Source organism: Streptomyces sp. NPDC005925 (assembly GCF_040638805.1).
GTDB lineage: Bacteria > Actinomycetota > Actinomycetes > Streptomycetales > Streptomycetaceae > Streptomyces.
The window spans coordinates 21,047-46,941 of sequence record NZ_JBEXVL010000029.1 but is presented as its reverse complement, the minus strand read 5'-3'; the positions used below and the strand labels follow the sequence as shown (position 1 = coordinate 46,941).

Below are 25,895 nucleotides of genomic sequence, written 5' to 3'. Positions count from 1 at the left end.
GGGAGGCGTGGATGAGCCTGGTGGAACTGATCGCACGGGCCGACGAACGCGGTCTCGCCGCGAGCGGACTGGCTTGTTTGGATCGGTGCGTGCCCCTGCTGGGCGGCGACGACGAGGTGCTGCGCCCGCTGTGGATGAGCCTCACGGATGCCTCCGCCGACGCCTCCGGCGAGGACTGGTCCATGAGCCTGGAGCAGGCACGCGACCAGCTCGCGGGCACTCCCGAGGGCGAGGACGACGCCGAGGACGAGGCCGTGCTGCTGGCCCGCAGCATGCTCGCCCACGCCCCGGCCGACCGCACCGCCGCCGCCGACGTACGGACCTGGTCCGACGCCTGCTCGGTCGCGTCGCTGGAGATCCACCGGCTGCTCGACGCCGGCGACGACGAGGACCTGGCCGAGGCACGCCGCGAGGGCCGTACGGAGGGCATGTCGCCGCTGGTCGCCGCCGAACTGCGCCGCCAGATCACCGTCCTCGAACTCCTCGCCGGTCACGGCGGCGCCGGGCTGCGTCCCGCGCTGGAGGTGTGCACGGAAGGGCGCCGCGTACTGCGCGCGGTGGTGTCACGCCGGGCACGCGTACGGGGCTGACGGCCCGCCACCGGAGCCGGCGGGCGGGCGCCGGGCGTGGCCGGGGCGGACCGGGAACGGCAGCGCGCGGGAGCCGTCCCGCCGTTCGCGTGGTGCGGGCCGGCACACCCCACCTGCGGGGATGCCGTGTGACCCGTCCGGTGGTGCCGTGCGGCGGACGGGGGATCGCCGGGGAGGTCCCGTACGGCCCCGGAAACCCGCGCGGAACGCAGTGATGTTTCGCTGCCGCGTTGCGCTGCAACCCATGTGACGAGTGCGACGACTGAGACGACACAGCACGGATCCAGGCCCTCCGCCGCGGCAAAGCCGAGGCGCTGGGCGGCCGACACGGTGGCGGCGATGCGGGAGGGGGCGCGGCTGAGGCTCGACTACTCGGCGCAGAGCCTGTGGAGCGTCGACCGGATGATAGACGGCATCCGGCGGGAGGCACCGCCGCCCGCCGCGCTGGACCTGGTCCTGCGGGGTTTCGGGGCGTACGCCGGAGAGGTGATCGCCCGGCAGGCCGACGGGGAGTGGTGGTCGTCGGGCGGTGACCACTGGGTGCGCACGCCGGACGGGCGGCTGTGGGACCCGATCGAGGAGGCGCGGCGCTGCTTCGACGGAGGCGGGTCCCTGCGGCTGCTGTGCCGGGACGCGACGGAGGCGGCGCGGCCGGCCGGCTGACGCCGGGACAGGCGGCCGGTGTCCACGGGGGCCGGGGCCCCGGCCGCAGTCCTCCGCGTGTGCCGGTGTCACGGCGTCAGGGAGCGGACCTCCCCGTCGGCGGGCCGCGCCAGGACGGCTCCGGCCGCGCACGCCGCGCCGTTCGGGCCCGGCGCGTACGTCGGCGAGGTCCTCGTCCGCCGGACGGGCGCGGACCGGGTGGATCTCGACGCCGGCGGCGGTCCCGCCTCGGCCCGCCGGTCGGGATGCCGATGCCGGACGTGCGGGCCCGGAAACCGCTCCGCGAGGCCCGCGACCACTTCCGGGCCGGACCTCCCGAGGACTCGCTGCGGACCTTCTGCCCGACGCTGCACGGCAGGTCGCACGCGTCGGTGGCGCCGTCCGTGAACCACGGACCAGGTGCCGCTCGGGACACAAGGGGTGACCTGTGACACTTCTGTGCGGTCCGGCGCTGATGAGCGTGGGGGCGTGGGCACGGCCGGACGTGTCGCACGACGGGAACCGCCACTCACTCGGTACGGACGAGGACATCTCTTGGGCCACGGAGGGGAACCCCGCCGCGCACAGGCGTACGACGGGGAATTGGGCGCGGCCGTCACGCGGGCCCAGGAGGGCGACGAAGCCGCTTTCGCGGTCGCCTACCGGCTCGTGCAGCCCGGGCTGCTGGGCTATCTGCGCGGTCTCGTGGGGGACGAGGCGGAGGACGTGGCCTCGGACGCCTGGCTGGAGATCGCCCGCGACCTCGGGCGGTTCAAGGGCGACGGCGCCGGGTTTCGCGGCTGGACCGCGACGATCGCCCGGCACCGGGCGCTTGACCACCTCCGCCGCCGCCGGGTGCGGCCCCGGGGGACCACACTCGAACAGGACGTCCTGGAGTTGCCCGGCCCGCACAGCACACACGAGCAGGTACTGGAGAACATGTCGACCGAGCACGCCCTGGGGCTGGTCCGCTCCCTGCCGCGCGACCAGGCCGAGGCCGTGCTGCTGCGGGTGGTCATCGGCCTCGACGGCCCGGCCGCCGCACGCGTCCTGGGTAAACGGCCGGGCGCGGTACGCACCGCCGCCTACCGGGGGCTGAAGCGCCTCGCGAAACAGCTCGGCGTGGAGAGTGTGACGGATGAGGCTTCCCGCACGCTGGGTGAGTCGACATGAACTTCGCCGCGACCGGCGGCCCAACCCGGAACCGGGCGGCCTGAACAGGCAGGGCGGGTCCCCCCGTGGAAAGGGGCGGACCGGGGTTCGTGCGACACGGGCCGGTGACGGGCCCGGACGGATACACGGAACCGGCGGCAGCGCGGCCGGAACAGGCAAGGGCGGGTACGGACATGGGTGAACCGCACAGCGGCGACGGGCTCCCCGGCCCGCGGCGCGCGCACCCCGGCAACTCCGAGCCCGGTGCAGGCCTGGAGGCGCTGCTCGCGGCGGCGCTGCGCGTGGACCACGTGGACGGCGAGGCCGAACAGCGCGCCGTGCACGCGTACCGTGCCGCCCGTCAGGCGGGCGCGCACCAGGCCCGGACCCGCCGCCGGGACGACTGGAGCCCCCGCGGCCTGCGCGGCGCCCGGTCCCTCAGGACGACTCTGTCGGTGCTGCTCGCCGGCTTCACCCTGGGCGGCGTCGCGTACGCGGCGATCGGCGCCGTGGACTCCCCCTCGCGGGGCGCCGGCGACGGACGACCCCCGGCGAGCTCCCCGGCGACGGGCCGCCCCGGGCAGCGGGACACCGGCCCCGCCGCCCCCGTGCCGCCCTCGGCGTCCGCCGAACGGGACCGCCCGGGCACCGCCCGCGACACCGAGGCCCGTTGCCGGGCCTACGAGAGAGTGAAGGGGCGCGGCGAGAGCCTGGAGGCGACGGCCTGGCGGTGGCTCGTCGACGCGGCGGGCAGCGAAAAGAAGGTCGACGGGTACTGCGCGCGCAGACTGGGAGAGGGCCGCGGCGAGGGCGGGGCCGCCACACCGGGCCGGTCCGACGCTCCCGACGTCCCGGACATACCGGCCGTGCCCACCCCGGACGTACCGGCGCTGCCCACGGCACACACCACGGCGGGCCCGATCGCCGGACACCTGGACACGCCGCCGGTCCCGGACCTGGAGAGTGTCACGGAGGACGTCCTGGGCACGGCGGTCACCCGGCCGGACCTGGACAGGGACGGCGCCGCGAGCAGGTAGCGGCCACACGGAGCCGGGGCAGCGCAGGGAACGGGGGGATTCACCCGGCCGGATGGAGCGCCGGTGGCAGGCGGAAGACCCTCCCGGCGGACGGCCATGCCCGAAGAGCGGAGGGCTCGGCGTCGGCGTCAGGCCGCCGGAGGCGGGGCACGGCGGACGGGACCCGCGGGAGAGCCGGTGAGCGCGTCCGCGGAGGCGGGCCGTGGGCCCGCTCGCGCGCCGTGGGACCCCACGGTGCCGCAGGGCCCGGAGGGCAGGCTGCCAAGGCAACGGCCGGGGCCGCCACTCCTGGCTTGATTGAGCCGCAGAGGGCCTCTGACCAGGCGTTTTGCTGTCTCGGTGCAGGTTCCCGTTTCCCGTCTAGCTCGGCCTCGATCTGGGTGTTTCTGGCTGTTCCTGACGGCTACTGGTCACGCGCTGGTCACGTGTCCAACCGTCGGGTCAGCCCCTGCGGGCCGTCGGGACGGCCCGCAGGGCGCCACGTCGCTTTGGCTTCGTTCGGGCTATGGGGTGAATTCCAGTACGACGCAACTTGTCGGAGTAGACTTAGACGTCTTCCGTCGTGGTCGAGGTGTGGGAGGGCGAGTGAAGAAGAGTCCGCTGGCTAAGCCGGACGACGTGGTCGACCGGGACCGGGAGTGGGGTCTGCTCGCGGAGTTCCTCACCGATCCGGATCCGGCGATGCGGCTCGGGATCGTGTCCGGGCGGCGGCGGCACGGGAAGTCGTACCTTCTGCAGGCCCTGTCCGAGCAGGTCGGCGGCCTGTACGTGACAGCGGTCCGGGAGGAGGGGCGGCTGCCTGCGATCCAGCGATTCAGTGACGCGGTCGCCGCGCATGCCGGTCTGAGGCCGGGCAGTCTGCGCCTGACCGACTGGCGTGACGTGTTGTCCAACGCCCTTGATGTGACGGCCCGCTCGGCGTATCCGCTGCTGGTGATCGACGAGTTGCCGTATCTGCTCCAGCACTCGCCCGAGATCCCGGGTCTGTTGCAGCAACTCTATGACGAGCGCCAGCGTGGCGCCCCGTCCGGTGTCGGGACCGGACCGCGGATGATTCTGTGCGGCTCGGCGATGAGTGTCATGCACGAACTGCTCTCGGGGACCAAGCCGCTGCGGGGACGCGCCGTGGTCGATCTACGGCTGGGGGCCTTCGACTACCGGGACAGCCGGGACTTCTGGCAGATCGCCGACCCGCTGACCGCGCTGAAAGTGCACGCGGTCCTCGGCGGGGCCCCCGGCTACCGGCCGGTGGCTGCCCGTCCGCATCCGGACGACGGCTTCGACGCCTGGCTTACCCGGACGCTGCTCGACCCGGGGCGGGCGGTGTACTCCCGCACCGAGACCGAATACCTGCTGCGCGAGGACCCGAGGATCACGCAGCACACGCTGTACTACGACATCCTCACCGCGATCGCGAACGGAGCCACCACACCCAGCAAGATCGGCGCTGCCTTGGAGCGTCCGCGCAACGCCGTCGCCCACCCGCTCGGAGTGCTGGAATCCACCGGCTACATCCGACGGGAACAGGACATCCTCCGCTCCAAGCACCCCGTCATCACCCTCGCCGACCCCGTCATCCGCTTCAACCAGCTCATCACCCTCCCGCAGGCCGCCGCCGTGGAGCAGGGCTTCGCCGAGCAGGTGTGGCGGCAGGCTGCCCCGACCTTCAACTCCAAGATCCTCGGACCGCACTTCGAGGACCTGGCCCGAGATTTCACTCGCCGCTATGCCCACACCCTGTTGGCCAGTGGACTGCCCGGCCCGGTCGGCACCACCGAGGTGGCCGACCAGGCCGCCCGGACCAAGCACGAGGTCGACGTCATCGCCCTGGCCGCCGGTGAGCGCCCGCAGGCTCCCCGAGCGAGGATCGCGCTGCTGGGCGAGGCCAAGGCGACCGCCGCCCGCCGGGGGACCGGTGACCTGGAGCGCCTGGAACGCATCCGTGCCCTGCTCGCAGACCAGGGGTACGACACCGCTGCCGCCACGCTGGCCCTGTACTCCCTGCACGGCTTCTACCCGGATCTGGTCGACCTCGCCGAGCGCCGTGACGACCTCCTCCTAGTTGATCTGGCCACCCTTTACAGAAGGTGAGGTTCCCGCTCACCGGCACGCAGACGATGACGCGTTCGACGCCCGGCTGCGTGGTGTGAGTGGTGTGAGCGTCGTGGGGGCGGCGCCGGTCTCCGGCAGGGGCATGGTTCCTCCGATGGTGATCATTCGAACGCCTGGCGTATCTTCCGCTCTTGAGCGAACAGCCGGGCACGCGCAACGAGTTGAGTGGCCATGTCGGGGGGAACGTCGTGCAGGCGGGAGCTATCCACGGCGACGTAGTGTTCGGTGGGGCCCCCATCAGTCCCGAGGTGCAAGAAGCACAGCGTCATTGGGCGCAGCGACAGCAGAGAATCGCGGCCGCCGAGGCTGCCCAAGCTGCGGTGGGTCACCGCCGGGCCCAGCAATACGTGACCGTTATGCGCTGGCGCCGACGTACTTCGGTCCTGTTCCTGCTGCTCGCAGGAGCTGCGGTCGTATGGGAACAGATGCATGGATGGGTGTTGCCTGGACGCCAACAGATGGGCGCCCTCGCTGCGTTGCTGCTGGGGGCCGCCTCTGTCATCGGTTGGGTACGGGCCACATTGATTATCAGGAGGTGGAACGCAAGAAAGACGATCAAGGTCCCGCGTTCCCGGTTGTACTGGTGAGCAGGTGCCGTCGCTCGGGCGATTGGAGTGCACGGCGTACCACAAGGCGTCGGTGCTCGGTTCATCGAGCATCAGGGAATACGGTGGCCGTTTCACCTGCCGCGAAGGGGCTTTGATGGACGCGGAGTTGACGGCACTCGCTGCCGCAGGCGCTACAACGTTCGTTCAGCAGATGGCGGCGGACTCGTGGGCACAAGCTCGTGATCGCATCGTCTCGTTCTTCTCACGCCGTGGCGGTGAGGAAGGCGTGATCGAGGGAGAGCTGGAGGCTTCGCGCGTAGAGCTGACCTCGGCGATGGAGGCCGGCCACGAGCAGACCGCCTCGGACGTCGAGGCGGAGTGGCGCACGCGGTTGCGGCGCGCCTTGTTGGCCAGTCCGAGTGCTGCTGCCGAACTGCGTCAAGTCCTTGCCGAATTGGCGCCCGCCTCCAGTGATCGGCAGGTAGTGGCTGTCCATAACTCGATCAGTGGAGGCGTGCAGCACGGCACGGTGGTTCAGGCTGGCACTGTGGGTTCCCTCAACTTCGGTACACCTCCTGCTCAGGGGTGAAGGTCGGGCCCAGTGTGGTGTCATGAGAGAGCGGTGCCACACGTGCACCGTTTAACGATATGCCGCAGCGTGTCGGCGGAGCGGTCGTCGGCCCTCGTCCGAGGTGGCCACGAAGTGCTATCCACGGGTTGTGACATCGCCACCCAGCAATGGTGATCTTGTTTGATCAGCGCGTATCTTCCGGCGCATGAGCGAACAGCCGTCTAGGCGGAACGAGTTGAGCGGAAACGTCAACGGGGGCGTGGTGCAGTCGGGATCCATCCACGGCGACGTCGTGTTCAACTCGCCTGCTTTGCCGATGACGGAGACACAGCGTCGCTGGGAAGAGCGCCAACGCCGCATCCTAGACAGGGAGGAGGCAGAGCGAAGGCGGGAGAGAGACGCACGACGGAGGAGGGCTGAGGGAGAGCAGCGGATTTTCGAGGACTACCTGACATTTGTACGGCTAAGGATGCGCCTGGCTGCCGTATCCCTCATCGTTACAGGTGGGACAGTCGCCTTGGTCGGGGTGCCCTGGCTGTTCGGAATGGTCTCTATCAAACCGGCCTTGCCATGGGTGGCGCTTTTCTCGTTCTCTGCTTACTGCTGGGCTCAGCGTTGGAAGGTACTACGCGACGCGCGCGCGGGCCGGGAGATCGTGATCCCGACGGATCGCAAGGAGTGGTGAGTAGATGGCGCCACTCGTGGGCGGTGCTGTGCACGGCGTAGCGCAAGACGTCGGCTGAGTGATCGTCCACCTTCAACGGGGCGTCCTCGCCGCGCTCGGTGGCTTACGGGTTCCAACCGTAACCGGGTAGTTCGGCGAGCAGGCCCTCGCTCGATTCGTATACGAGCAGCCAGCCAGCGGTGAGCAGGCTCGACACGCTGCGGATGCCGTCGTCGACCTCGTTCGAAGCACGCGCGAGGCCGGGGTGTCTGTCCTGCCACAACTGCGTTGAGAACGACTTCGCGCTCGGGTCGACGAACGTCCCCTCGGGGTCGATGTCGAGGTCGTCGAGCCACGCCCGGACGGCAGCGCTGTATTGCGCGTCGGTCATCTGCGGTGCGCGGCGCGGGATTCGTAGCGCCACTCGGCGGCGACGTACAGCCGGTCGTCGACGCCCTCGCCGAGCAGGATTGCGGAGAACGGGTTCGTGGTGCCGTAATCGCACCTCAACCAGTACGGGCACATGTCGGGGAGTTTGGCGACGACGTGCTGCCCCTCGGCCTACATGTCGCAGATCGCGCCCTCGTCGACGACCCATCCGCCATCGATCATCCGGCGGCGCTACAGGCCGACGTACTCGGCGGCGAGGGCGGCGACGTACTCGGCCGACGGATCACACGAGGCGTCTGGCCCGCTGGTCACGCGCTGGTCGCGCTGGTCACGAAATCCGCGCAAAGCCCCAGGTCAGAGGCGGTGAACCGCGAAGACGACCGGGGCCGCCACCCCCCACAGGAGAGGCCCCGGCCGTCGCGCGGCACGGGCCGCGCGGCGGCCCGTACTCCCTACAGCGTCGTGGGTGCGTTTTCTGTCACACCCTCTGCGTCACAGGTTGGTTGCACCCCGTACCGGCATGGACGGGGGACGCGTGCAGGCCGTAACGTGCCGTTCGCGCCGGTGCGGAGGCGGGCGACCACCGCCACCACCTGCGAACTTGAACCGCAACCATTGATCGAGGAACCACGACGGCGAGAACCCGGTCCGCGAGAGCGGCACCGGCCGGGCGCAAGAGGGGCGCGGTGCTGGGGGACGACGCGGAACTGACCGCCGCGGTGCACGCGGCACAGGACGGGGACGAGATCGCCTTCCGGACTGTGTACCGCGCCGTGCACCCGCGGCTGCTCGGGTACGTGCGGACACTCGTGGGCGACCCGGACGCCGAGGACGTCGCGTCCGAGGCCTGGCTGCAGATCGCCCGCGACCTGGACAGGTTCAGCGGCGACGGCGACCGGTTCCGCGGCTGGGCCGCGCGCATCGCCCGCAACCGCGCCCTGGACCACATCCGGATGCGCGGCCGTCGCCCCTCCGTGGGCGGCGACGAGACCGTACTGACCGGGCGGGCCGCCGACTCGGACACCGCGGGCGACGCCATGGAGTCACTGTCCACCGACAGGGCGTTCTCCCTCATCGCCCAGTTGCCCCAGGACCAGGCGGAGGCGGTCGTGCTGCGGGTGGTCGTGGGCCTCGACGCCAAGTCCGCGGCCGAGACGCTCGGCAAGCGGCCCGGCGCCGTCCGTACGGCGGCGCACCGCGGCCTGAAGAGGCTCGCGGAACTCCTCGCCGGCGATCCGGAATCAGCCGGCGGACTCGATGCCCTGCCGCCCCAGCGACGACCGCGCGGTCGCCCGGTGACGTCGGCCGGTGTGACGGATACGCGCGCGCGGACGCAGAAGGACATGTGATGGCCGACGAGCAGTACAGGTGGCTGGACCGCGAAACGGCGGAGCGTTTGCTGAGCGGAGAGCCCCTCGAAGCTGTCGACGCCGCCGCCCGCGAGCAGGTCGAGCAGCTTGCCGAAACCCTGGGCGCGCTGGCCGCGCCACCCCCGCCGACCAGCGACGAACTCCCCGGCGAGGCCGCCGCGATGGCCGCTTTCCGCAAGGTGCACGCGGAGCGGGGCGCGACGCTCGCCGCCGCGGGCGGGCACGCCGGGGCCCCGTCCGGGGACATCGGTGTGGTGCGCCTCGGCCGCCGTGCCCGGCAGGACCGCCGACGCTGGGGGAGGCCCGCGCGGTTCGGTCTGGCCGCGGCGCTGGCCGCCGGCATGCTCGGCGGTGTGGCCGTCGCGGCGGGCACCGGAGTGCTGCCGTCGCCGTTCCCCACGAACGAACCGGAACCCGCGGCGTCGGTGTCGGCGGCCGAGACCACGAAGCCGCTGATCACGCCCGCGCCGGACGGCTCCGCGCGCGCGGACGAGACCCCCGGGAACTCCCCGGGCGCGACGGACGGCAAGGGCCGCGACAAGGCCGACGGTGACGGCACCGGTCAGGACCCGGCGTCCCCGGGGACGGAGCAGGGGTCCACCGCCGAGCGGATCGCGTCCGCCTGCCGCGACCTGCGCGACGGCAAGAAGCTCGGCGCCGACCGCAAGCGGGAGTTGAAACGCGCGGCGGGCGGCGCGTCGCTGGTGGGGAAGTACTGCGAGGGCGTCCTGGCCGGCGGGGACGACGGTGCCGCGGACGGCGACGACCGAGGCGGCACCGGCCCGGGCGAGCCCGGGCAGGGCAAGCACCACGACGAGCCGGGCGGCCCCGGGAACGAGGGCCGCCCGGGTGGCCAGGGCGACCAGGGCGACCAGGGTGGCCAGGGCGACCAGGACGACCAGGACGACCAGGGCGGCCAAGGCGACCAGGACGACGAGAGCGACCGGGGCGACCAGGACGACCGGAGCGGTACCCAGGACGACGCCGGTGAGGGCTCGGACGGAGGCGACCGTACGGACAGCGCGGCGGCCCAGTCGGCCGAACCCGCCCCGACGCCCGGGGCGACCGCCTCGGAGACCCCCGCGCCCAGCACCACCCTGTGAGCACGATGCCGGTCCTGACCTGCTGTTTCGCGGTCAATGGATTTTTCTGCGCCAAAGGTGTGACACTTTCGGCCGCCCCTGCGCAGTACTGAGTGAGCCGACTGGTCATCGGCCGTTGCACGGAGCCGGGGTTCCCCCCGTACCCACGGCTCGTGCACCTTGCGCGGGCGGGATCCGTTCCCCCGGTCCCGCCCGCGCCTCACTCCCACCTCACCAGTGGAGGACGACCTTGTCCCCGTTCCTCACCTGCGCGTACAGCGCGGCGATCGCCGCCTCGTCCCGGACGTTGACGCAGCCGTGCGAGGCACCGGCGTAGCCGCGGGCGGCGAAGTCCGCGGAGAAGTGCACGGCCTGGCCGCCGCTGAAGAACATCGCGTACGGCATCGGGGAGTCGTAGAGCGTCGACCAGTGGTGGCGGGACTTCCAGTACACCCGGAAGGTGCCCTCGCGGGTCGGGGTGCCCTTGGCACCGAACCGCACCTCCGTCGTGGACACGGTCCGCCCGTCGATCATCCAGCGCAGCGTCCGGCTGGCCTTGCTGATGCACAGCACGCGGCCGGTCAGACAGCGCGGGTCCGGCGCGTCGGCCGGCTGCCCGCCCATCAGATACAGCTCCCACTTGCCCGGCTCGTGCGTCATCCCGAGCAGCCGCTGCCAGGTGACCCGGTCCGTCGCGCCGGTCCGCGGCAGGCCGCGCTTGCCCTGGAAGCCCCGTACGGCACGCTCGGTGAGGTCGCCGTACGTCCCGGTCGGGCCGTCGTACAGCCAGGCCACCTGGCGCAGCCGGGCCTGGAGTTCGCGGACGTCCGGACCGCTGTCGCCCCGCGACCACAGCACCGGAGCGGGCCGCTGCGAGGGGGGCCGCGACGCGGGCGGCGACGCGGGCTTGGGATCGTCTCGCGGGGCGCCGGGGCCGGAGTCGCGGGCGGACGGAGTACCGCTCGGGAGTCCGACGCGTGTCGGGGCGCCCTGCCCGCCCGGCCCGGCGGCCGGCTCCACCCTGCATCCGCCGAGTACGCACCCGCCGCCCACCGCGGCCAGTGCCGCCAGCGCCGCGACGCCCCTGCTCATGCCCTTGGTCCGCACTGCGGCCCCCCACGTCACACGATGTGCCGGGCGGGTCCCGGCGTCACTGGGATGTTCCCCGGACACGACGGCCCTGAACAACGCGACACGGGTGTGACCGGTACCGCAAGATGGCTGTGAGGAAGGTCCCAGCGGGCGCCCCTCCACGGGCTGCACGGGCGCCGCTACAGTCCGTCGAAAGGGCGTCTTACCGGCAAGTAGCCGGCGGGTGACCCGAAACAACGCTCAGCGGGAGGCATCAACACCATGGCGCGCGAGTCGGAGTCCGGACTGCCCATCGAGCCGGTCTACGGGCCGGACACCCTTGAGGGCTGGGACCCGGCGGAGAAGCTGGGCGAGCCGGGCGGGTATCCCTTCACCCGGGGCGTGTACCCGTCCATGTACACGGGCCGCCCCTGGACCATGCGGCAGTACGCCGGTTTCGGCACCGCGACCGAGTCCAACGCCCGCTACAAGCAGCTGATCGCCAACGGCACGATGGGCCTGTCGGTCGCCTTCGACCTGCCCACCCAGATGGGTCACGACTCCGACGCCCCCATCGCCTCCGGCGAGGTCGGCAAGGTCGGCGTCGCCATCGACTCGATCGACGACATGCGGGTGCTGTTCGGCGGCATCCCGCTGGACAAGGTCTCCACGTCGATGACGATCAACGCCCCCGCCGCGCTGCTGCTGCTCCTCTACCAACTGGTCGCCGAGGAGCAGGGCGTCGGTGCCGACAGGCTCACCGGCACGATCCAGAACGACGTGCTGAAGGAGTACATCGCGCGCGGGACGTACATCTTCCCGCCCAAGCCGTCCCTGCGCCTGATCGCCGACATCTTCAAGTACTGCAAGGCCGAGATCCCGAAGTGGAACACGATCTCGATCTCCGGCTACCACATGGCCGAGGCGGGGGCGAGCCCCGCACAGGAGATCGCGTTCACCCTCGCCGACGGCATCGAGTACGTCCGCACGGCCGTCGCCGCGGGCATGGACGTCGACGACTTCGCACCCCGGCTGTCCTTCTTCTTCGTCGCCCGTACGACGATCCTGGAGGAGGTCGCCAAGTTCCGTGCCGCGCGCCGCATCTGGGCGCGGGTGATGCGCGAGGAGTTCGGCGCGGAGAACCCGAAGTCGCTGATGCTGCGCTTCCACACGCAGACGGCGGGCGTCCAGCTGACGGCCCAGCAGCCCGAGGTCAACCTCGTGCGCGTCGCCGTGCAGGGCCTGGGCGCGGTCCTCGGCGGCACGCAGTCCCTGCACACCAACTCCTTCGACGAGGCCATCGCGCTCCCCACGGACAAGTCCGCCCGCCTGGCACTGCGCACCCAGCAGGTTCTCGCCTACGAGACGGACGTGACGGCGACGGTCGACCCGTTCGCCGGTTCCTACGTCGTGGAGAGGATGACCGACGACGTCGAGGCCGCTGCGCTGGAGCTGATGGCCAAAGTCGAGGAGATGGGCGGCGCGGTCAACGCGATCGAGCGCGGCTTCCAGAAGAGCGAGATCGAGCGCAGCGCCTACCGCATCGCCCAGGAGACCGACTCCGGCGAACGGGTCGTCGTCGGCGTCAACCGCTTCCAGCTCGACGAGGAGGAGCCCTACGAGCCCCTGCGCGTCGACCCGGCCATCGAGGCCCAGCAGGCGGAACGTCTCGCCAGGCTGCGCGCCGAGCGCGACCAGCACGCGGTGGACGTGGCGCTGACGGCCCTGAAGAAGGCCGCCGAGTGCGAGGACAACGTCCTCTATCCGATGAAGGACGCGCTGCGCGCCCGCGCGACGGTGGGCGAGGTGTGCAACGCGCTGCGGGAGGTCTGGGGGACCTACGTGCCGTCGGACGCGTTCTGACGGGGGCCGGTCCCGTCTGAGGCCGTCCCGGCCGGGGGCCCGACGGGCGCCGGTCCCGACGGATGCGGGTCCCGACGGGCGCCGGTCCGGGGTGTCGTAGGCGCGTGCGACACTCCTGTCCATGTTCGGCGTCATCGATCTCCCCACCTACCTGGCAGGCCTGATCCTCATCGTCCTGCTGCCCGGTCCCAACTCGCTCTACGTGCTGTCCGTCGCCGCCCGGCGCGGGGTGCGGGCGGGCTACACCGCCGCGGCCGGCGTGTGGTGCGGCGACACCGTGCTGATGACCCTGTCGGCGGCCGGCGTCGCGTCGCTGCTGCAGGCCAACGCCGTGCTGTTCGGGATCGTGAAGTACGCCGGGGCCGGGTATCTGACCTGGCTCGCGGTGGGGATGCTGCGGGCCGCCCGGGGTATGTGGCGGACGCGGGGAGAGCGGCCCGGGGCGCGGGAGGCGCAGCCCGCCGGCCCCGACGAGCGGCCCTTCCGGCGGGCCCTGCTGGTCAGCATCTTCAACCCGAAGGCGATCCTGTTCTTCGTCGCCTTCTTCGTGCAGTTCGTCGACCCGGCCTACGCCCACCCGGCCCTGTCCTTCGTCGTCCTCGGCGTCCTGGCCCAGATCGCCAGCTTCCTCTACCTCACCGCGCTGATATTCGGCGGCACCAGGCTGGCCTCCGCCTTCCGCCGCCGCAGGCGGCTGACGGCCGGGGCGACCTCGGCGGCGGGGGCGCTGTTCCTGGGCTTCGCGGTGAAGCTCTCGCTGGCGAGTTCGTAGCCGAACGGGAGGCTCACCACCGGCTGGCGAAGCGGGCGAGGTACTCGGCCGCCCCGGCCGCCGGGTCGCCCGCCCAGCCCATGTGGCCGTCGGAACGCACCAGGAACAGGCCCGTGCCGTACGGCTCGTGGGCCGTGCCCCCGACCACCGGCACCGCGATGTCGCCGGGTGCCGGGACGCCCAGCGCCAGCAGGGTGGGGGGCAGGGTGGGGGGCACGGCGCGTCGGCCGTGGCGTGCCCGTGCTCAACCGGCGGTGCGTGAACCGGCGCCGGGCCGAACCTCACGTGAACAGCCCGGCCGGTTCGGCGGCTTGGCCAGTGCTGCGCGCAGGCGCGGGGTGAGCGGTTCCTCGACGAAGCGGTTGAGCAGCCGGGCCAGCAACAGCATCGCCGCCACCGTCAGCGCGAACGTCACCCCCGACGACAGGCCCAGGCCGCGGTGCAGCGCGTGGATCACCACCCAGCCGAGATGCTCGTGCACCAGGTAGAACGGGTAGGTGAGCCCCCCGGCGACGGTCAGCAGGCGCCAGTTCGCCCAGTGCAGCCAACCCAGCGCGACCGCCGCGACCGCCACGAAGCCGAACGTCACCACAGCGGCGATCCCCAGTGAGGACCGGTACGAGAAACCGCCCGCGTCCGGGGCGTGCCACAGCTTCTCCACCGCGTAGTGCTGGGCGATCAGCCAGCTCACGCCCACGATGCCCCACGCGTAGGCGTCCCGCCGGTCGCGGTGCACCAGGTAGAGGCCGATGCCCCCGATGAACAGCGGCGCGTGCTCCGGCATCAGGATCAGGTCGAGGAGCGGTTCGTCCGCGGCCTCCGTGACGACCGCGGCCAGGGTCCAGACCGCGCAGAACATGATCACGCGCCGCCTGCTCGCCCCCGGCAGGACGACGCACAGGGCGAACAGCGCGTAGAACCGCACCTCCGCCCACAGCGTCCAGCACACCCCGAGCACCCGGTCCACGCCCAGCGGCTGCTGAAGCATCGTGAGGTTCACCAGGGCGTCGCTCGGGGAGAGCGCCTCGTAGGCGACGACCGGCAGCGCGAACACCGCCGTCACCAGGACCACCGCCACCCAGTACGCGGGCAGCAGCCGGGAGGCGCGGGACGCGAAGAACGACGTCAGCGGGCGGCCCCAGCCGCTCATGCAGATCACGAAGCCGCTGATCACGAAGAACACCTGCACGCCGAGACAGCCGTAGGCGAAGAACTCGTGCAGCGTCGGGAACTGCCGTGCCGGCGAGCTGCCCCAGGCGTCGGCGACCTCACCGCCCCGGCCCCCGTAGTGGTACGCCGCCACCATCAGCGCGGCGACCAGCCGCAGCCCGTCCAGGGCACGCAGCCGGTTCCCGCGGGGCGGCCGGGTCCGCCCCCGGCCCACCGGAATGTTCACGGACGGGCGGACGGCGGCGCTGGTCAAGGGACATTCCTCCTGGGGGTGCGTCAGTACGTCGCTTTCTGTATTCCGGCGCCGTCCGGCCGTGTTCCGGATGATGGGGCGGGTGGTTCCGGCGCGTTCACCCGGAGGTCTTTTCTTCCCCTCCCGCGAGTCCCCGGGATTCCGTCCTCGTGAAACACGCTCCGTATTCCGCTTCAGCGCCGTGCCGACCGTTTCAGACTGCGGGCTTTTCCTACCGCGCGGCGTACCGCCGGACTGCGCGGCAAAAGGGCCAGCCGTCCGGGCAGGCCGCCCGGCAGGGCGAGCGCGGTGAGGCGTTTCCTCTTGAAGTACCGCCGGGTGCGGGAGCCGAGGTGCGTCCGCAGGTATTCCTCGGCGTCCGTGCGCAGTTCCGGCAGGATCTTCGGCTGCATCGCGAAGCCGACCGCCCGCACCAGCGAGGACAGCGCCTCGGTCTCCGGGACGCCGCCCAGGGTGGCGACCGCCCCGGTTTCGGTCAGGTCGGGCAGCAGCGCGTCGACGATCGTCACCGGCACGCGGTTGCTGTTCTCGTACGGCGTCAGCCGCTCCAGAAGGGTCTGCGTGCCGGTCCGGGCGACCGGCAGGCCGTACAGCGCCGAGGCGGTGAGCAGGCCCGTGGAGAAGCAGCCCACGACCAGCGCGGGGCGCATCCGCTGGTACAGCACCTCCGCGAGGACCGGCGTGTCCAGCACCGTGAGACCGGCGCCGAGCTGCTCCGCCTCCTCCTCCAGACGGCCGGCGAAACGTGCCGGGGCCGAGGGGTGCGGCTTGAACACCACGCGCGTGTGGCCCCGTTCGACGACGCCCCGCAGCATCCGTACGTGCAGCGCCTCCTCCTCGTCGGCGGAGAGGATGCCCAGCGCGGACAGGTACTGCCCGAGCAGCAGCGCCGGCTCCTCGACGTCCGGCAGGCCGGCACCGGTGTCGGCCAGCTCGGCGAGCACCCTGGTGAACGCGGCCGTCGGCACGGTCTCCGGCCGTACGCCGAACTCGGTGAGCAGCAGCGGCCGCAGACCCGGGACCAGGTCCAGGTGCAGCAGTCGCTCCACGCGCGTGCCGACCAGCGGGTCGAGCCTGTTGCGGGTCGGGCCGTAGCTCATCAGACCGTCGGCGTAGACGGTCAGGGGCGCGTCCGGGAACATCTGCGCCACGCCGAGCGCCGGATGCACCTGGAGGGACTCCACGGCCAGCGCCACGTCGTCGTCCCCGAGGTCCCAGGCGAGCCGCAGATACCGCTCCCACACGGGGGCGTCCTCGACGCGCGGCTGCCAGCCGCCGGGGTGGAAGGGGAAGACGGCCGCGTTCCACGACACGACGTCGTCGAACCGGTTGCGCAGTCGCTCGAAGCCCGGCATCCCGTCCACGGCGGGCGTCGTCTCCGGCGTGGCCGTGTTGTTGGACACCAGCAGGATCCGCCGGTCGGCCGCGTCGAAGCAGCCGGAGTCCAGGGCGGCGGCCAACGTCGCCGTGCCGTACAGCGTGGACGCCATGAAGATCTGCGTGGTCACGCCGCCACCTCCGCGGCCGGCACCGGACGGCGGCGCAGCCGCCGCAGCCGCGTGGCGCGCTCGGCGTCCATCGTGCGGAGCACCTCGTCGAGCGCGTCCTGCGGCATGCGGCGCAGCGCGGCCGTACTCATCGCCTTCAGTTTCCGGGCCACGGCAGGCTCGAACCTTCCGATGGATCCGAGATGGTGCGCGATGATCGCGCAGTACGTGCGGACGGCCTTCGGGAGCAGTTTCTCCGCCTCCGGGTCCTCGGCCGTCTCGGCGACCACCTGGTCGAACGCGCGGATGAAGTCGAGCTGCCGGGCGTCCCCGATCTGCGTCAGCGACGAGGCCACCCCGCGCCGGTAGAAGACGCCGAGGAGGCCCGTCACCGCGAAGGACTCGGCCTGCCGGTGCAGCTTCCAGATCCACGGCCGGTCCTCGGCCGTGCGCAGCCCGTCGGTGAAGTGCAGCAGGCCGCGGTCGGCCAGCCGGCGGTGGTAGATGCCCGCCCACGCGTACGCGTAGTCGACGGACGCGGAGCGGTGGGCGGGCAGGATCGCCTCGCGCGGGTTCTGCACCACGTTCCGCCTGCCGTGCGGCACCCGGTGCACGGCGCGGGCGCGCCCGGTGCACTGCACGTGGTCGGCGCGGACGAAGTCGCAGCCCAGGTCCTCGACGGCGCCGACCAGCCGGGCGAGGTAGCCGGGCGCCAGCCAGTCGTCGCCGTCCAGGAAGGTCAGGTACGCGCCGCGCGCCCGGTCGATACCGGTGTTGCGGGCGGTCGCCAGACCCCCGTTCCGCTCGTGTCGGACCAGCACCGCGCCCGGCAGCTCGCGTTCCGCGCGGGCGAGAATGCCGGGGGTCCCGTCGGTCGAGCAGTCGTCGACGAGGATGAATTCGAAGTCGTCACGCGCGTTCGCGCGCAGGCTTCTCAGGGTGTCGGGGGCGTATTGCCGCACGTTGTAGAACGGCACGATGACGGAGAGCTTGAGCACGTCCGTGACGTTAGGCGGCGGCCGGGCATCCGTCTTTACCCGCACCTTGATGCCGGGTGAACGACGCGTGGCGAAGCCGTGAAGCGAGCGCGTTTCCGGGCCGGCCCCGAGTGGATTCGCCATTCGGCGGTGTGCTGTTAACCGTTTGTTGCATTCCGGTTGGGCGGTTACTCGGAATCGCTTCCTAGCGTCCTCGACGTGCCAGCAAGTACGCCAGCAAGTACGCCAGCAAGTACGCCAGCAAGTACGCCAGCAAGTACGCCAGTAAGTAAGCCCAGCAGGACGACGGGCTCCAGGGGCCCGAGGATCGCCGTCCTCGCCGATTCCGACACCCGGTGGAAATGGGGTGCGCTCACCGCGCGCCGTATCGCCCCGTCCCCGGCGGGCGGCGGTGACGCCGTGCTGGACGGCTACCTGCTGCGCGGACGCGCCACCCCGACCCCCCGTCAGCTCCGGGAGGTCGGCGTCCGCGCCGGCTCCCTGCGCGAGGTGACCGCAGTCGAGTTCCTGCGGACCATGGCCGACGAGCCGTACGACGTCCTCGTCCTCGCTCTGGTCGGCGGCGGCGTGCAGGCCATGCTGCACGGCCTCGGGCGCGTCTGGGAGGACCGTACGTCGCGGCCCGCCGTCGTCACCGGCTACGTCGGCGTCGTCTACGAGAAACTCACCGACGGGCTGCTGCTGCGGCACGGCGCGGACCTCGTCCTCGCCAACTCCCGTGCGGACGCGGACCGTTTCCGCGCCGTGTACGAGGGAGTCGGCGCCGACGCCTCCGCCGTCACCGAGGTCGCCCTGCCCTTCCTCGGCGGCGCCCCCTACACCGGCGAGCACGAGCCGTACACCGTCGTCTTCGCCGCGCAGCCCTCCGTCCCGGAGAGCCGCAAGGACCGTACGTACCTGCTGGACCGGCTCATCCAGCACGCCCGCCGGCACCCGGGGCGCGACGTCCTGCTCAAGCTGCGCTCCCGGCCCGGCGAGCACACCACGCACATCGAGGAGCTGCCGTACCAGAAACTGGTGCAGCGCCTCGACCCGCCCGCCAACTTCCGTCTCGTGTACGGCCACATGGGCGAGGTGCTCGACCGGACCGACCTGCTGGTCACCGTCAGCTCCACGGCCGCCCTGGAAGCGCTGCACCGGCGCATTCCGACCGTCGTACTGACCGACCTGGGCGTCCGCGAAAGCCTCGGCAACCACCACTTCGCGGGCTCCGGCTGCCTCGCCTCCTGGGACCGGCTCGACGCCGGTCACCTGCCCGTGCCCGACGAGGAGTGGGTGGCCCGGCAGGGCGTCGCCGCCGACGGCTCCTACGCCACCGCCTTCGACGCGGCCCGCGAACGCGTCACCGCGCTGCTCGACCGGCCCGGCGGCCTGCCCCCGCTGACCCCCTACTACACGCCCGGCACCGCGCCCGGCTACCTGCCCGGCGTCCTCGCCCGCCACCACCTCGGCCCCGACGGCACCCCGCTGCCGGGAGCCCCGGCCGCCGACCAGGACCCGGGACCGGTCCGGCAGATCGTGCGCCGCGCCGCCCGCGGGGCCTACCGGCACGGCGTGCAGCGCGTCGCGCCCGTGATCCGGCGGATGGGGGAGCTGTGAGCCGCCCCCGCTCCCGCGGTCCGTTCCCAGGAGCCCGAGAGGCCCGAGAAATCCAAGGAGTACAGCCCATGCCCGACCCGACAGCGGGGCCCGGCACTTCGGTACGCCGCGTGCTCGCGGTGATCCCCGCGCGCGGCGGCTCCAAGGGCGTGCCCGCCAAGAACCTCGCCCCCGTCGGCGGCGTACCGCTGGTGGCCCGCGCCGTGCGCGCGTGCCGGTCCGCCCGGCTCGTCACCGACGTCGTCGTCTCCACCGACGACCGGGCCATCGCCGCCGCGGCGCGCGAGGCGGGCGCCCGGGTGGTGCTGCGGCCCGCCGCCATCGCCGGGGACACGGCGACCTCCGAGGCGGCCGTCCTGCACGCCATGGACGCCTACGAGGCGCGGCACGGCGCCCCCCTCGACGCGGTGCTCCTCGTGCAGTGCACCAGCCCCTTCATCGCCGGCGAGGACGTGGACGGCGTCGCCGCGGCCGTCGTCGAGAACGGCGCGGACACGGCGCTGACGGTGGCCCCCTTCCACGGCTTCATCTGGCGGGACGCGGCCGTGGACGCGGACGCCGACGCGGCCTCAGACGCCGAGGCGGACACAGGCGCAGCGGGGGCCGGGAACGCGGCCGGCCGCGGGTACGGCGTCAACCACGACACGTCCCACCGGCCCCGCCGCCAGGACCGCCCCCAGGACCTGCTGGAGACCGGCGCCGCCTACGCGATGGACGCGGCGGGCTTCCGCACCCACCGGCACCGCTTCTTCGGCCGCACCGAGCCGGTGCGCACCGACCCGGCGCGGGTGCTGGAGATCGACGACCCGCACGACCTGGCCCGGGCCCGCGCCCTGGTCCCCCTCCTGGACGCGGACCGGCCCGGTTCGCTCCCGACCGCCGGCGACATCGACGCGGTCGTACTGGACTTCGACGGCACCCAGACCGACGACCGGGTGCTGATCGACGCCGATGGACGGGAGTCCGTCACCGTGCACCGCGGAGACGGACTCGGCATCGCCGCCCTGCGCGACAGCGGGCTGCGCATGCTGATCCTGTCCACGGAAGTGAACCCGGTCGTCGCCGCACGGGCCCGGAAGCTGCGCATCCCGGTCCTGCACGGCATCGACCGCAAGGACCTCGCACTGAAGCAGTGGTGCGAGGAGCAGGGCATCGCGCCGGAGCGCGTGCTCTACGCCGGCAACGACGTCAACGACCTCCCGTGCTTCGGCCTGGTCGGCTGGCCCGTGGCGGTCGGCAGCGCCCACGACGTCGTACGCGGCGCCGCACGCGCGGTCACCACCGTCCCCGGTGGCGACGGCGCGATCCGGGAGATCGCCGGCTGGATTCTCGGACCCTCGCTCGACTCTCTCGATTCCCCCACCACGTAAGGACACCTCTGCCATGAGCACCAATTCCCGCCTCCGCCGGCTCGGTTCGCGCGAGGCCGGCCCCGGCCGCCCCGTCTACGTGACCGGCGAGATCGGCATCAACCACAACGGCGAGCTGGAGAACGCCTTCAAGCTCATCGACGCCGCCGCCGAGGCCGGCTGCGACGCGGTCAAGTTCCAGAAGCGCACCCCGGAGATCTGCACCCCGCGCGACCAGTGGGACATCGAGCGCGACACCCCCTGGGGCCGGATGACGTACATCGACTACCGTCACCGCGTGGAGTTCGGCGAGGACGAGTACCGCCGGATCGACGCGTACTGCACGTCGAAGAACATCGACTGGTTCGCCTCCCCGTGGGACACCGAGGCCGTCGCCTTCCTGGAGAAGTTCGACGTTCCCGCCCACAAGGTGGCCTCCGCCTCGCTGACCGACGACGAACTGCTGCGTGAGCTGCGCGCCACCGGCCGCACCGTCATCCTCTCCACCGGCATGTCGAGCCCGAAGCAGATCCGCCACGCCGTCGAGGTGCTCGGCAGCGAGAACATCCTGCTCTGCCACGCCACTTCCACCTACCCGGCGAAGTCCGAGGAGCTCAACCTCCGCGTGATCAACACGCTCCAGGCCGAGTTCCCGAACGTCCCGATCGGCTACTCCGGCCACGAGACCGGCCTGCAGACCACGCTCGCCGCCGTCGCCCTCGGTGCCTGCTTCGTCGAGCGCCACATCACCCTCGACCGCGCCATGTGGGGTTCCGACCAGGCCGCCTCCGTCGAGCCGCAGGGCCTGACCCGCCTGGTCCGGGACATCCGCGCCATCGAGGCCTCCCTCGGCGACGGCGTCAAGAAGGTCTACGAGTCCGAGCTCGGCCCGATGAAGAAGCTGCGCCGGGTCGCCGGCGTGGTCGCCGAGACGGAGATCGCGGACGCCGCGGGCGAGCCGGTCGCGGTCTGACCCCTGCCCCCCTCGCCCCCCACAGGTCCTAGACGGGACGGTCGCACGCCGATGAGCCCCCGAGCCGGGAATGCCGGCCCCCGCACCTCCGGCACTCTCGCCTTCGTCGAGAGCCCGGTACAGCTGCTGAACGTGCTGGAGTGGGCGCACGCGCACGCCCAGGACCCCCGGCACGCGCCCGCCCCGGACGCGGGGGAGGCGCGGGGCGGGGCGGCTGCCGGAGACGGCGCGGCATCCCCGGCCGGGCTCACCCTCGTGGTGCTGGCCCCGAACGACCCGATGACGCGGGGCCAGTTGCGGCGGATGGCCGAACTGGCCCGGCAGGAGGGCCACGAGGTCCGCTGGGAGGAAGCACGCGGCGGCCCGGCGGCACCGCTGCGGACGATCGGCGGCCTGGCGGGCATGCTCCGCCGGGCCGGCCGGGTCGTGCTCGGCGACCCCTTCTCGCGGTACGTGCAGCTCCTGCTCACCATCACCGGGGCGGGTGAACTGGTCGTCGTCGACGACGGCACCGCGACCATGGAGTTCGCCGGCCAGCTCGCCCGCGGCGAACGCCTCGTCCGCTGGCACCGCAAGGGCGGCCGGCCCGGGCCGCGGGACCTGCTCCTCGCCCCGGTGTCGTCCTCGGCCCGGCGCCGGCTCACCCCGGGCGCGCGGCGGGCGGTGCGGCTCTTCTCCGCCATGCCGATCGAGGAGACCCCGCGGGGCGTGGACGTCACCGTGAACGACTTCGGCTGGACCCGCGCCCGGTTCGGCCCGCCCCGCGTCACCAGGGGTGCCGATCTGGTGGGCACGTCCCTGGTGGAGACCGGGGTCGTGGACGGCGAGCGCTATCTGGAGGCCGTACGGGCGCTGGCCCGCGCCCACGGCGCGACCCGCTACTTCGCCCACCGCAGGGAGAGCGCCGGGAAACTGCACCGACTGGCCGTGGAGACCGGCCTGGAGGTCGTGCGCCCCGACCTGCCGCTGGAGCTCATCGCCCGGCGCGGCCCGATCGGCCGGACCATCCTCAGCTTCCCGTCGACCGTGGTCCACACGCTCCCGCCCGCCCTCGCCGGTACGGAGGTCAGGGTCGCCGTCTGCGACATCGATCCCGCGTGGCTGACCCCGGGGGCATCCCCGCGGGCCCGTGGCTTCCTGTCGGGTGTCACCGGAACGGCCCGGGGAGTGGACCGACTGGCGTCGGTGGCCGCGGGCTGAGCGTCCGGCAGGTCGCCGCCGCCCGCGGCGCCGCGGGCTGAGCGTCCGGCAGGTCGCCGCCGCCCGCGGCGCGCTGTCCGGGCAGCCCGGACCCGGCGAGATCACGGCACGGCCCCGCGCGGCCGGAAACGCTCCAGTCGCCCTCTACCGGTACGCCGTGTCCAATGGGTGAACATCGCCGGGATGGAGCGCGTCCACCGTGGTACCTGTGGAGAAGTGGGTGACTCTCCGTCGCTGTCATGATCCAAGCCGTAAGAAAGTCGGGCAGTTTACCCACCACGATCAACGGCTAAGCGCGGGCGATCATTTTTTTCTTCCCGATCGGGCGGAAAGCAGGTCGGGTGACCCCTCCGGCGTCCTACCCTTCAGAGGGTGAAGCAACTGATGTCTCCTCCAGAGTCCCTGGCCGACCTCCCCGTGGGAGCCCTGCTTCCCGGTGTGCTCCCCGACGCACTGCGCGCCGAGCTTGTCGCGTTTCGACGCGATTTGCACATGCACCCCGAGCTCGGCAACCAGGAGTTCCGCACCACCGCCGCGATCAAGGCGCGCCTTGAGCGGGCCGGCCTGCGGCCGCGCGTGCTGGCCGGCGGGACCGGACTCGTGTGCGACATCGGTGAGGGGCTCGAACCCGGTCCCGCCGGCATCTTCGCGATGCGGGCGGACATCGACGCCCTGCCCATCCCGGACACGAAGAGTGAATGCGCCTACCGGTCCACGGTGCCGGACCGCGCGCACGCCTGCGGGCACGACATGCACACCACGGTGGTGCTGGGCGCCGGTCTCGTCCTGGCCGAATTGCACCGGCAGGGGCGGCTGCCGCGCCCGGTGCGGCTGGTCTTCCAGCCCGCCGAGGAAGTGCTGCCGGGCGGCGCCGCCGACGCCATCGAGTCCGGTGTCCTGGACGGCGTCGGCAAGATCATCGCCGTGCACTGCGACCCTCGCGTGGACGCCGGGAAGATCGGACTGCGGCACGGCCCGATCACCTCGGCCTGCGACCGGCTCGAAGTGGCGCTGGACGGACCCGGCGGCCACACCGCCCGCCCGCACCTGACGACCGACCTGGTCACGGCCGCCGCCCGGGTCGCCGTCGACGTGCCCGCACTCATCGCGCGGCGCGTCGACAGCCGCAGCGGTGTCGCCGTGACCTGGGGCCGCATCGAGTCGGGGCACGCCCCGAACGTCATCCCGCAGCACGCCGAACTGTCCGGGACGGTGCGCTGCCTCGACATCAACGCCTGGCGGCAGGCCCCGGACCTGCTGGTCGCCGCCATCGACGAGGTCGCCAACCTGCACGGCGCCAAGCCGCAGATCGACTACGTCCGCGGCGTGCCGCCCGTGGTCAACGACCCCGATGTCGCCGACCTGCTGCGCGACGCCATGATCGCCCGGCGCGGCGTGCACTCCGTCGAGGGCACCGAACAGAGTCTGGGCGGCGAGGACTTCTCCTGGTACCTGGAGCACGTGCCGGGCGCCATGGCACGGCTCGGCGTCCGCACCCCGGGTGAACGCGTCATCCGCGACCTCCACCAGGGCGACTTCGACGCCGACGAGCGCGCCATCGACGTGGGCGTGGAGCTGTTCACGGCGGCAGCCCTCCTCGACGCGGCCCAGTAGCAGAACGACGCGGGACACGCCCGGCCGTCACCGGAATGCGCAGTCCGGTTGCGGCCGGGACAGGGGCGAGAGAGCCTGACGCCGTGCGGGGTCGAGCAGGCGTATCGGTGTCCCGGGCACACCCATTCATTTCCGGTGGTGCACAAGGCCGTAACCGGCCATCGGCACGAATGGATAACAGCCCGGTGGAACCCCGTTCCTAGAAGCGTCTACGCGCGTTAATGTGCGCCGAACTCAGCACCCACGGCGGGGCTCGGAGAATGGGGACTTTCACAATGCGTCGGATATCCAGACTGACCCGTGTCGCGGTGGGGGTCGCCTCCCTCGCGCTGGCCGCCACGGCCTGCGGCGGAACCAGCAGTGGCAGTGGCAGTGATGGCGACGGGAGCAAGGACGACAAGGGCCTCGCCATCGCGTACGACATCGGCGGCAAGGGCGACCAGTCCTTCAACGACGCGGCGTACGCCGGTCTGCAGAAGGCCCAGAAGGAGTTCGGCTACAAGACCGCCGACATCGAGCCCACCGAGGGCGAGACCGACGCCGACAAGGAACAGCGCCTCGCGTCGCTCGCCAAGCAGGGCTACAACCCGGTCATCGGCGTCGGCTTCGCCTACGGTCCCGCCATGGAGGCCGTGGCCAAGAAGTACCCGAAGACCACCTTCGGCATCGTGGACTCCGTAGTCGAGGGCAAGAACGTCGCGTCCCTCGTCTTCGCCGAGGAGCAGGCCTCCTACCTCGCCGGTGTCGTCGCCGCCAAGGCCACCAAGTCGAACACCGTCGGCTTCGTCGGCGGCGTGGACATCCCGCTGATCCACAAGTTCGAGGCCGGCTACAAGCAGGGCGTCCAGGACGCCGGCGGCGGCAAGGTCAAGGTCGTCTCGCAGTACCTGACCCAGACCGCCGAGGAAGGCGGCTTCGCCAGCCCCGACAAGGGCAAGGCCGCCGCCGAGGGCCAGATCGAGAAGAAGGCCGACGTCATCTACCAGGCGGCGGGTCTGTCCGGTCAGGGCGTCATCGAGGCCGCCGCCAAGGCGAAGGTCTGGGCGATCGGCGTCGACTCCGACCAGTACCAGCAGGCCGCGCTGGCCTCCTACAAGGGCAGCATCCTGACCTCCGCGCTGAAGGACGTCGGCGGCGCGGTCTACGCCCTCGCCAAGTCCGCCGACGAGGGCAAGCCGCTGACGGGCGTCCAGACCTTCGACCTGAAGAAGAACGGCGTGGGCCTCTCCGAGAGCAACCCCGAGTTCGCCAACATCAAGGGCCTCACCGAAGCGGTCGCCAAGGCCAAGGAAGGCATTCTCGACGGCACCATCAAGGTGAAGTCCGAATAGGGCCGGCCGATCTCTTCACAGCGGGCGGGCGCCGGACGGCGTCCGCCCGTTTCGCCC

Annotated in this window: 24 protein-coding genes and 1 pseudogene; 18 read left to right on the top strand and 7 right to left on the bottom strand. The window is 72.1% G+C overall.

Annotated elements, in window-relative coordinates; genetic code table 11:
- The first annotated feature begins 11 nt into the window (after window positions 1-11).
- From ABZ354_RS24645 to ABZ354_RS24610, 8 genes are all read left to right on the top strand, one after another.
- Complete coding sequence (locus ABZ354_RS24645; RefSeq protein ID WP_358660166.1) at window positions 12-590, top strand: hypothetical protein; 579 nt, start codon at window positions 12-14, stop codon at window positions 588-590.
- Between the two features lie 246 nt (window positions 591-836).
- The gene (locus ABZ354_RS24640; RefSeq protein ID WP_358660165.1) at window positions 837-1,253 is read left to right on the top strand and encodes a hypothetical protein; all 417 of its coding nucleotides are present in this window, start codon (window positions 837-839) and stop codon (window positions 1,251-1,253) included.
- 534 nt (window positions 1,254-1,787) lie between these two features.
- A complete protein-coding gene (locus ABZ354_RS24635) occupies window positions 1,788-2,405 on the top strand; it encodes an RNA polymerase sigma factor (RefSeq protein WP_358660163.1) in 618 nt (205 codons plus the stop codon).
- A gap of 173 nt (window positions 2,406-2,578) precedes the next feature.
- Window positions 2,579-3,421: a hypothetical protein gene (locus ABZ354_RS24630; RefSeq protein WP_358660161.1), complete on the top strand. Its 843-nt coding sequence runs from the start codon at window positions 2,579-2,581 to the stop codon at window positions 3,419-3,421.
- 585 nt (window positions 3,422-4,006) lie between these two features.
- A complete protein-coding gene (locus tag ABZ354_RS24625) occupies window positions 4,007-5,512 on the top strand; it encodes an ATP-binding protein (RefSeq protein WP_358660160.1) in 1,506 nt (501 codons plus the stop codon).
- Window positions 5,513-5,664: 152 nt separating this feature from the next.
- Window positions 5,665-6,120, top strand: a complete 456-nt coding sequence (locus tag ABZ354_RS24620; RefSeq protein WP_358660158.1) for a hypothetical protein — start codon at window positions 5,665-5,667, stop codon at window positions 6,118-6,120.
- Between the two features lie 115 nt (window positions 6,121-6,235).
- Complete coding sequence (locus tag ABZ354_RS24615) at window positions 6,236-6,670, top strand: hypothetical protein (protein WP_358660156.1); 435 nt, start codon at window positions 6,236-6,238, stop codon at window positions 6,668-6,670.
- A gap of 187 nt (window positions 6,671-6,857) precedes the next feature.
- Window positions 6,858-7,337: a hypothetical protein gene (locus ABZ354_RS24610; RefSeq protein ID WP_358660154.1), complete on the top strand. Its 480-nt coding sequence runs from the start codon at window positions 6,858-6,860 to the stop codon at window positions 7,335-7,337.
- Between the two features lie 103 nt (window positions 7,338-7,440).
- Here ABZ354_RS24610 and ABZ354_RS24605 read toward each other — a convergent pair whose 3' ends face one another.
- Together ABZ354_RS24605 and ABZ354_RS24600 are read right to left on the bottom strand one after the other, a co-directional pair.
- Window positions 7,441-7,707: a hypothetical protein gene (locus tag ABZ354_RS24605; RefSeq protein ID WP_358660153.1), complete on the bottom strand. Its 267-nt coding sequence runs from the start codon at window positions 7,705-7,707 to the stop codon at window positions 7,441-7,443.
- Complete coding sequence (locus ABZ354_RS24600; RefSeq protein WP_358660151.1) at window positions 7,704-7,841, bottom strand: hypothetical protein; 138 nt, start codon at window positions 7,839-7,841, stop codon at window positions 7,704-7,706. Before ABZ354_RS24600 ends, ABZ354_RS24605 begins: the two co-directional genes overlap by 4 nt.
- Window positions 7,842-8,392: 551 nt before the next feature.
- Here ABZ354_RS24600 and ABZ354_RS24595 point away from each other — a divergent pair.
- Complete coding sequence (locus ABZ354_RS24595; RefSeq protein ID WP_358660149.1) at window positions 8,393-9,055, top strand: RNA polymerase sigma factor; 663 nt, start codon at window positions 8,393-8,395, stop codon at window positions 9,053-9,055.
- The gene (locus ABZ354_RS24590) at window positions 9,055-10,179 is read left to right on the top strand and encodes a hypothetical protein (RefSeq protein WP_358660147.1); all 1,125 of its coding nucleotides are present in this window, start codon (window positions 9,055-9,057) and stop codon (window positions 10,177-10,179) included. The genes ABZ354_RS24595 and ABZ354_RS24590 overlap by 1 nt, the downstream gene beginning before the upstream one ends.
- A 210-nt stretch (window positions 10,180-10,389) precedes the next feature.
- On the opposite strand, the gene ABZ354_RS24585 is transcribed toward ABZ354_RS24590, so the two are convergent.
- A complete protein-coding gene (locus ABZ354_RS24585; RefSeq protein WP_358660145.1) occupies window positions 10,390-11,250 on the bottom strand; it encodes a L,D-transpeptidase family protein in 861 nt (286 codons plus the stop codon).
- Window positions 11,251-11,511: 261 nt separating this feature from the next.
- Between ABZ354_RS24585 and ABZ354_RS24580 the strand changes: the two genes are divergently transcribed.
- Window positions 11,512-13,092: a methylmalonyl-CoA mutase family protein gene (locus ABZ354_RS24580; RefSeq protein ID WP_358660143.1), complete on the top strand. Its 1,581-nt coding sequence runs from the start codon at window positions 11,512-11,514 to the stop codon at window positions 13,090-13,092.
- Window positions 13,093-13,213: 121 nt separating this feature from the next.
- Entirely contained in the window at window positions 13,214-13,864 is a 651-nt protein-coding gene (leuE, locus tag ABZ354_RS24575; RefSeq protein ID WP_358660141.1) for a leucine efflux protein LeuE, read from the top strand.
- 13 nt (window positions 13,865-13,877) lie between these two features.
- On the opposite strand, the pseudogene ABZ354_RS24570 reads toward leuE, so the two are convergent.
- The 4 genes and pseudogenes from ABZ354_RS24570 to ABZ354_RS24555 form a co-directional block, all read right to left on the bottom strand.
- Window positions 13,878-14,060: pseudogene (locus tag ABZ354_RS24570) on the bottom strand (pentachlorophenol monooxygenase); the annotation flags it as partial.
- A 48-nt stretch (window positions 14,061-14,108) separates the two neighbouring features.
- Entirely contained in the window at window positions 14,109-15,260 is a 1,152-nt protein-coding gene (locus ABZ354_RS24565) for an acyltransferase (protein WP_358660222.1), read from the bottom strand.
- A 200-nt stretch (window positions 15,261-15,460) separates the two neighbouring features.
- Window positions 15,461-16,795 (bottom strand): polysialyltransferase family glycosyltransferase, encoded by a 1,335-nt coding sequence (locus ABZ354_RS24560; protein WP_358660139.1) that lies wholly within the window; start codon window positions 16,793-16,795, stop codon window positions 15,461-15,463.
- A complete protein-coding gene (locus ABZ354_RS24555; RefSeq protein WP_358660137.1) occupies window positions 16,792-17,772 on the bottom strand; it encodes a glycosyltransferase family 2 protein in 981 nt (326 codons plus the stop codon). The genes ABZ354_RS24560 and ABZ354_RS24555 overlap by 4 nt, the downstream gene beginning before the upstream one ends.
- Before the next feature lie 306 nt (window positions 17,773-18,078).
- Between ABZ354_RS24555 and ABZ354_RS24550 the strand changes: the two genes are divergently transcribed.
- The 6 genes from ABZ354_RS24550 (at window position 18,079) to ABZ354_RS24525 (ending at window position 25,838) form a co-directional block, all read left to right on the top strand.
- The gene (locus ABZ354_RS24550; protein ID WP_358660220.1) at window positions 18,079-19,371 is read left to right on the top strand and encodes a DUF6716 putative glycosyltransferase; all 1,293 of its coding nucleotides are present in this window, start codon (window positions 18,079-18,081) and stop codon (window positions 19,369-19,371) included.
- 68 nt (window positions 19,372-19,439) lie between these two features.
- Complete coding sequence (locus tag ABZ354_RS24545) at window positions 19,440-20,741, top strand: acylneuraminate cytidylyltransferase (protein ID WP_358660135.1); 1,302 nt, start codon at window positions 19,440-19,442, stop codon at window positions 20,739-20,741.
- A gap of 13 nt (window positions 20,742-20,754) precedes the next feature.
- Window positions 20,755-21,693 carry an N-acetylneuraminate synthase family protein gene (locus tag ABZ354_RS24540; protein WP_358660134.1) on the top strand — a complete coding sequence of 313 codons (939 nt, stop codon included), beginning with the start codon at window positions 20,755-20,757 and terminating at the stop codon, window positions 21,691-21,693.
- Window positions 21,694-21,744: 51 nt separating this feature from the next.
- A complete protein-coding gene (locus ABZ354_RS24535) occupies window positions 21,745-22,893 on the top strand; it encodes a hypothetical protein (protein ID WP_358660132.1) in 1,149 nt (382 codons plus the stop codon).
- A gap of 384 nt (window positions 22,894-23,277) precedes the next feature.
- Complete coding sequence (locus ABZ354_RS24530; protein ID WP_358660218.1) at window positions 23,278-24,507, top strand: amidohydrolase; 1,230 nt, start codon at window positions 23,278-23,280, stop codon at window positions 24,505-24,507.
- Between the two features lie 275 nt (window positions 24,508-24,782).
- Complete coding sequence (locus ABZ354_RS24525; protein WP_358660130.1) at window positions 24,783-25,838, top strand: BMP family ABC transporter substrate-binding protein; 1,056 nt, start codon at window positions 24,783-24,785, stop codon at window positions 25,836-25,838.
- The last annotated feature ends 57 nt before the right edge of the window (window positions 25,839-25,895 follow it).

Coding starts and splice junctions, on each gene's coding strand:
- ABZ354_RS24645 (WP_358660166.1), top strand. CDS start 12: ATGAGCCTGGTGGAACTGATCGCACGGGCCGACGAACGCGGTCTCGCC.
- ABZ354_RS24630 (WP_358660161.1), top strand. CDS start 2,579: ATGGGTGAACCGCACAGCGGCGACGGGCTCCCCGGCCCGCGGCGCGCG.
- ABZ354_RS24615 (WP_358660156.1), top strand. CDS start 6,236: ATGGACGCGGAGTTGACGGCACTCGCTGCCGCAGGCGCTACAACGTTC.
- ABZ354_RS24610 (WP_358660154.1), top strand. CDS start 6,858: ATGAGCGAACAGCCGTCTAGGCGGAACGAGTTGAGCGGAAACGTCAAC.
- ABZ354_RS24605 (WP_358660153.1), bottom strand. CDS start 7,707: ATGACCGACGCGCAATACAGCGCTGCCGTCCGGGCGTGGCTCGACGAC.
- ABZ354_RS24600 (WP_358660151.1), bottom strand. CDS start 7,841: ATGTGCCCGTACTGGTTGAGGTGCGATTACGGCACCACGAACCCGTTC.
- ABZ354_RS24590 (WP_358660147.1), top strand. CDS start 9,055: ATGGCCGACGAGCAGTACAGGTGGCTGGACCGCGAAACGGCGGAGCGT.
- ABZ354_RS24585 (WP_358660145.1), bottom strand. CDS start 11,250: ATGAGCAGGGGCGTCGCGGCGCTGGCGGCACTGGCCGCGGTGGGCGGC.
- ABZ354_RS24580 (WP_358660143.1), top strand. CDS start 11,512: ATGGCGCGCGAGTCGGAGTCCGGACTGCCCATCGAGCCGGTCTACGGG.
- leuE (WP_358660141.1), top strand. CDS start 13,214: ATGTTCGGCGTCATCGATCTCCCCACCTACCTGGCAGGCCTGATCCTC.
- ABZ354_RS24545 (WP_358660135.1), top strand. CDS start 19,440: ATGCCCGACCCGACAGCGGGGCCCGGCACTTCGGTACGCCGCGTGCTC.
- ABZ354_RS24540 (WP_358660134.1), top strand. CDS start 20,755: ATGAGCACCAATTCCCGCCTCCGCCGGCTCGGTTCGCGCGAGGCCGGC.
- ABZ354_RS24535 (WP_358660132.1), top strand. CDS start 21,745: ATGAGCCCCCGAGCCGGGAATGCCGGCCCCCGCACCTCCGGCACTCTC.
- ABZ354_RS24530 (WP_358660218.1), top strand. CDS start 23,278: ATGTCTCCTCCAGAGTCCCTGGCCGACCTCCCCGTGGGAGCCCTGCTT.
- ABZ354_RS24525 (WP_358660130.1), top strand. CDS start 24,783: ATGCGTCGGATATCCAGACTGACCCGTGTCGCGGTGGGGGTCGCCTCC.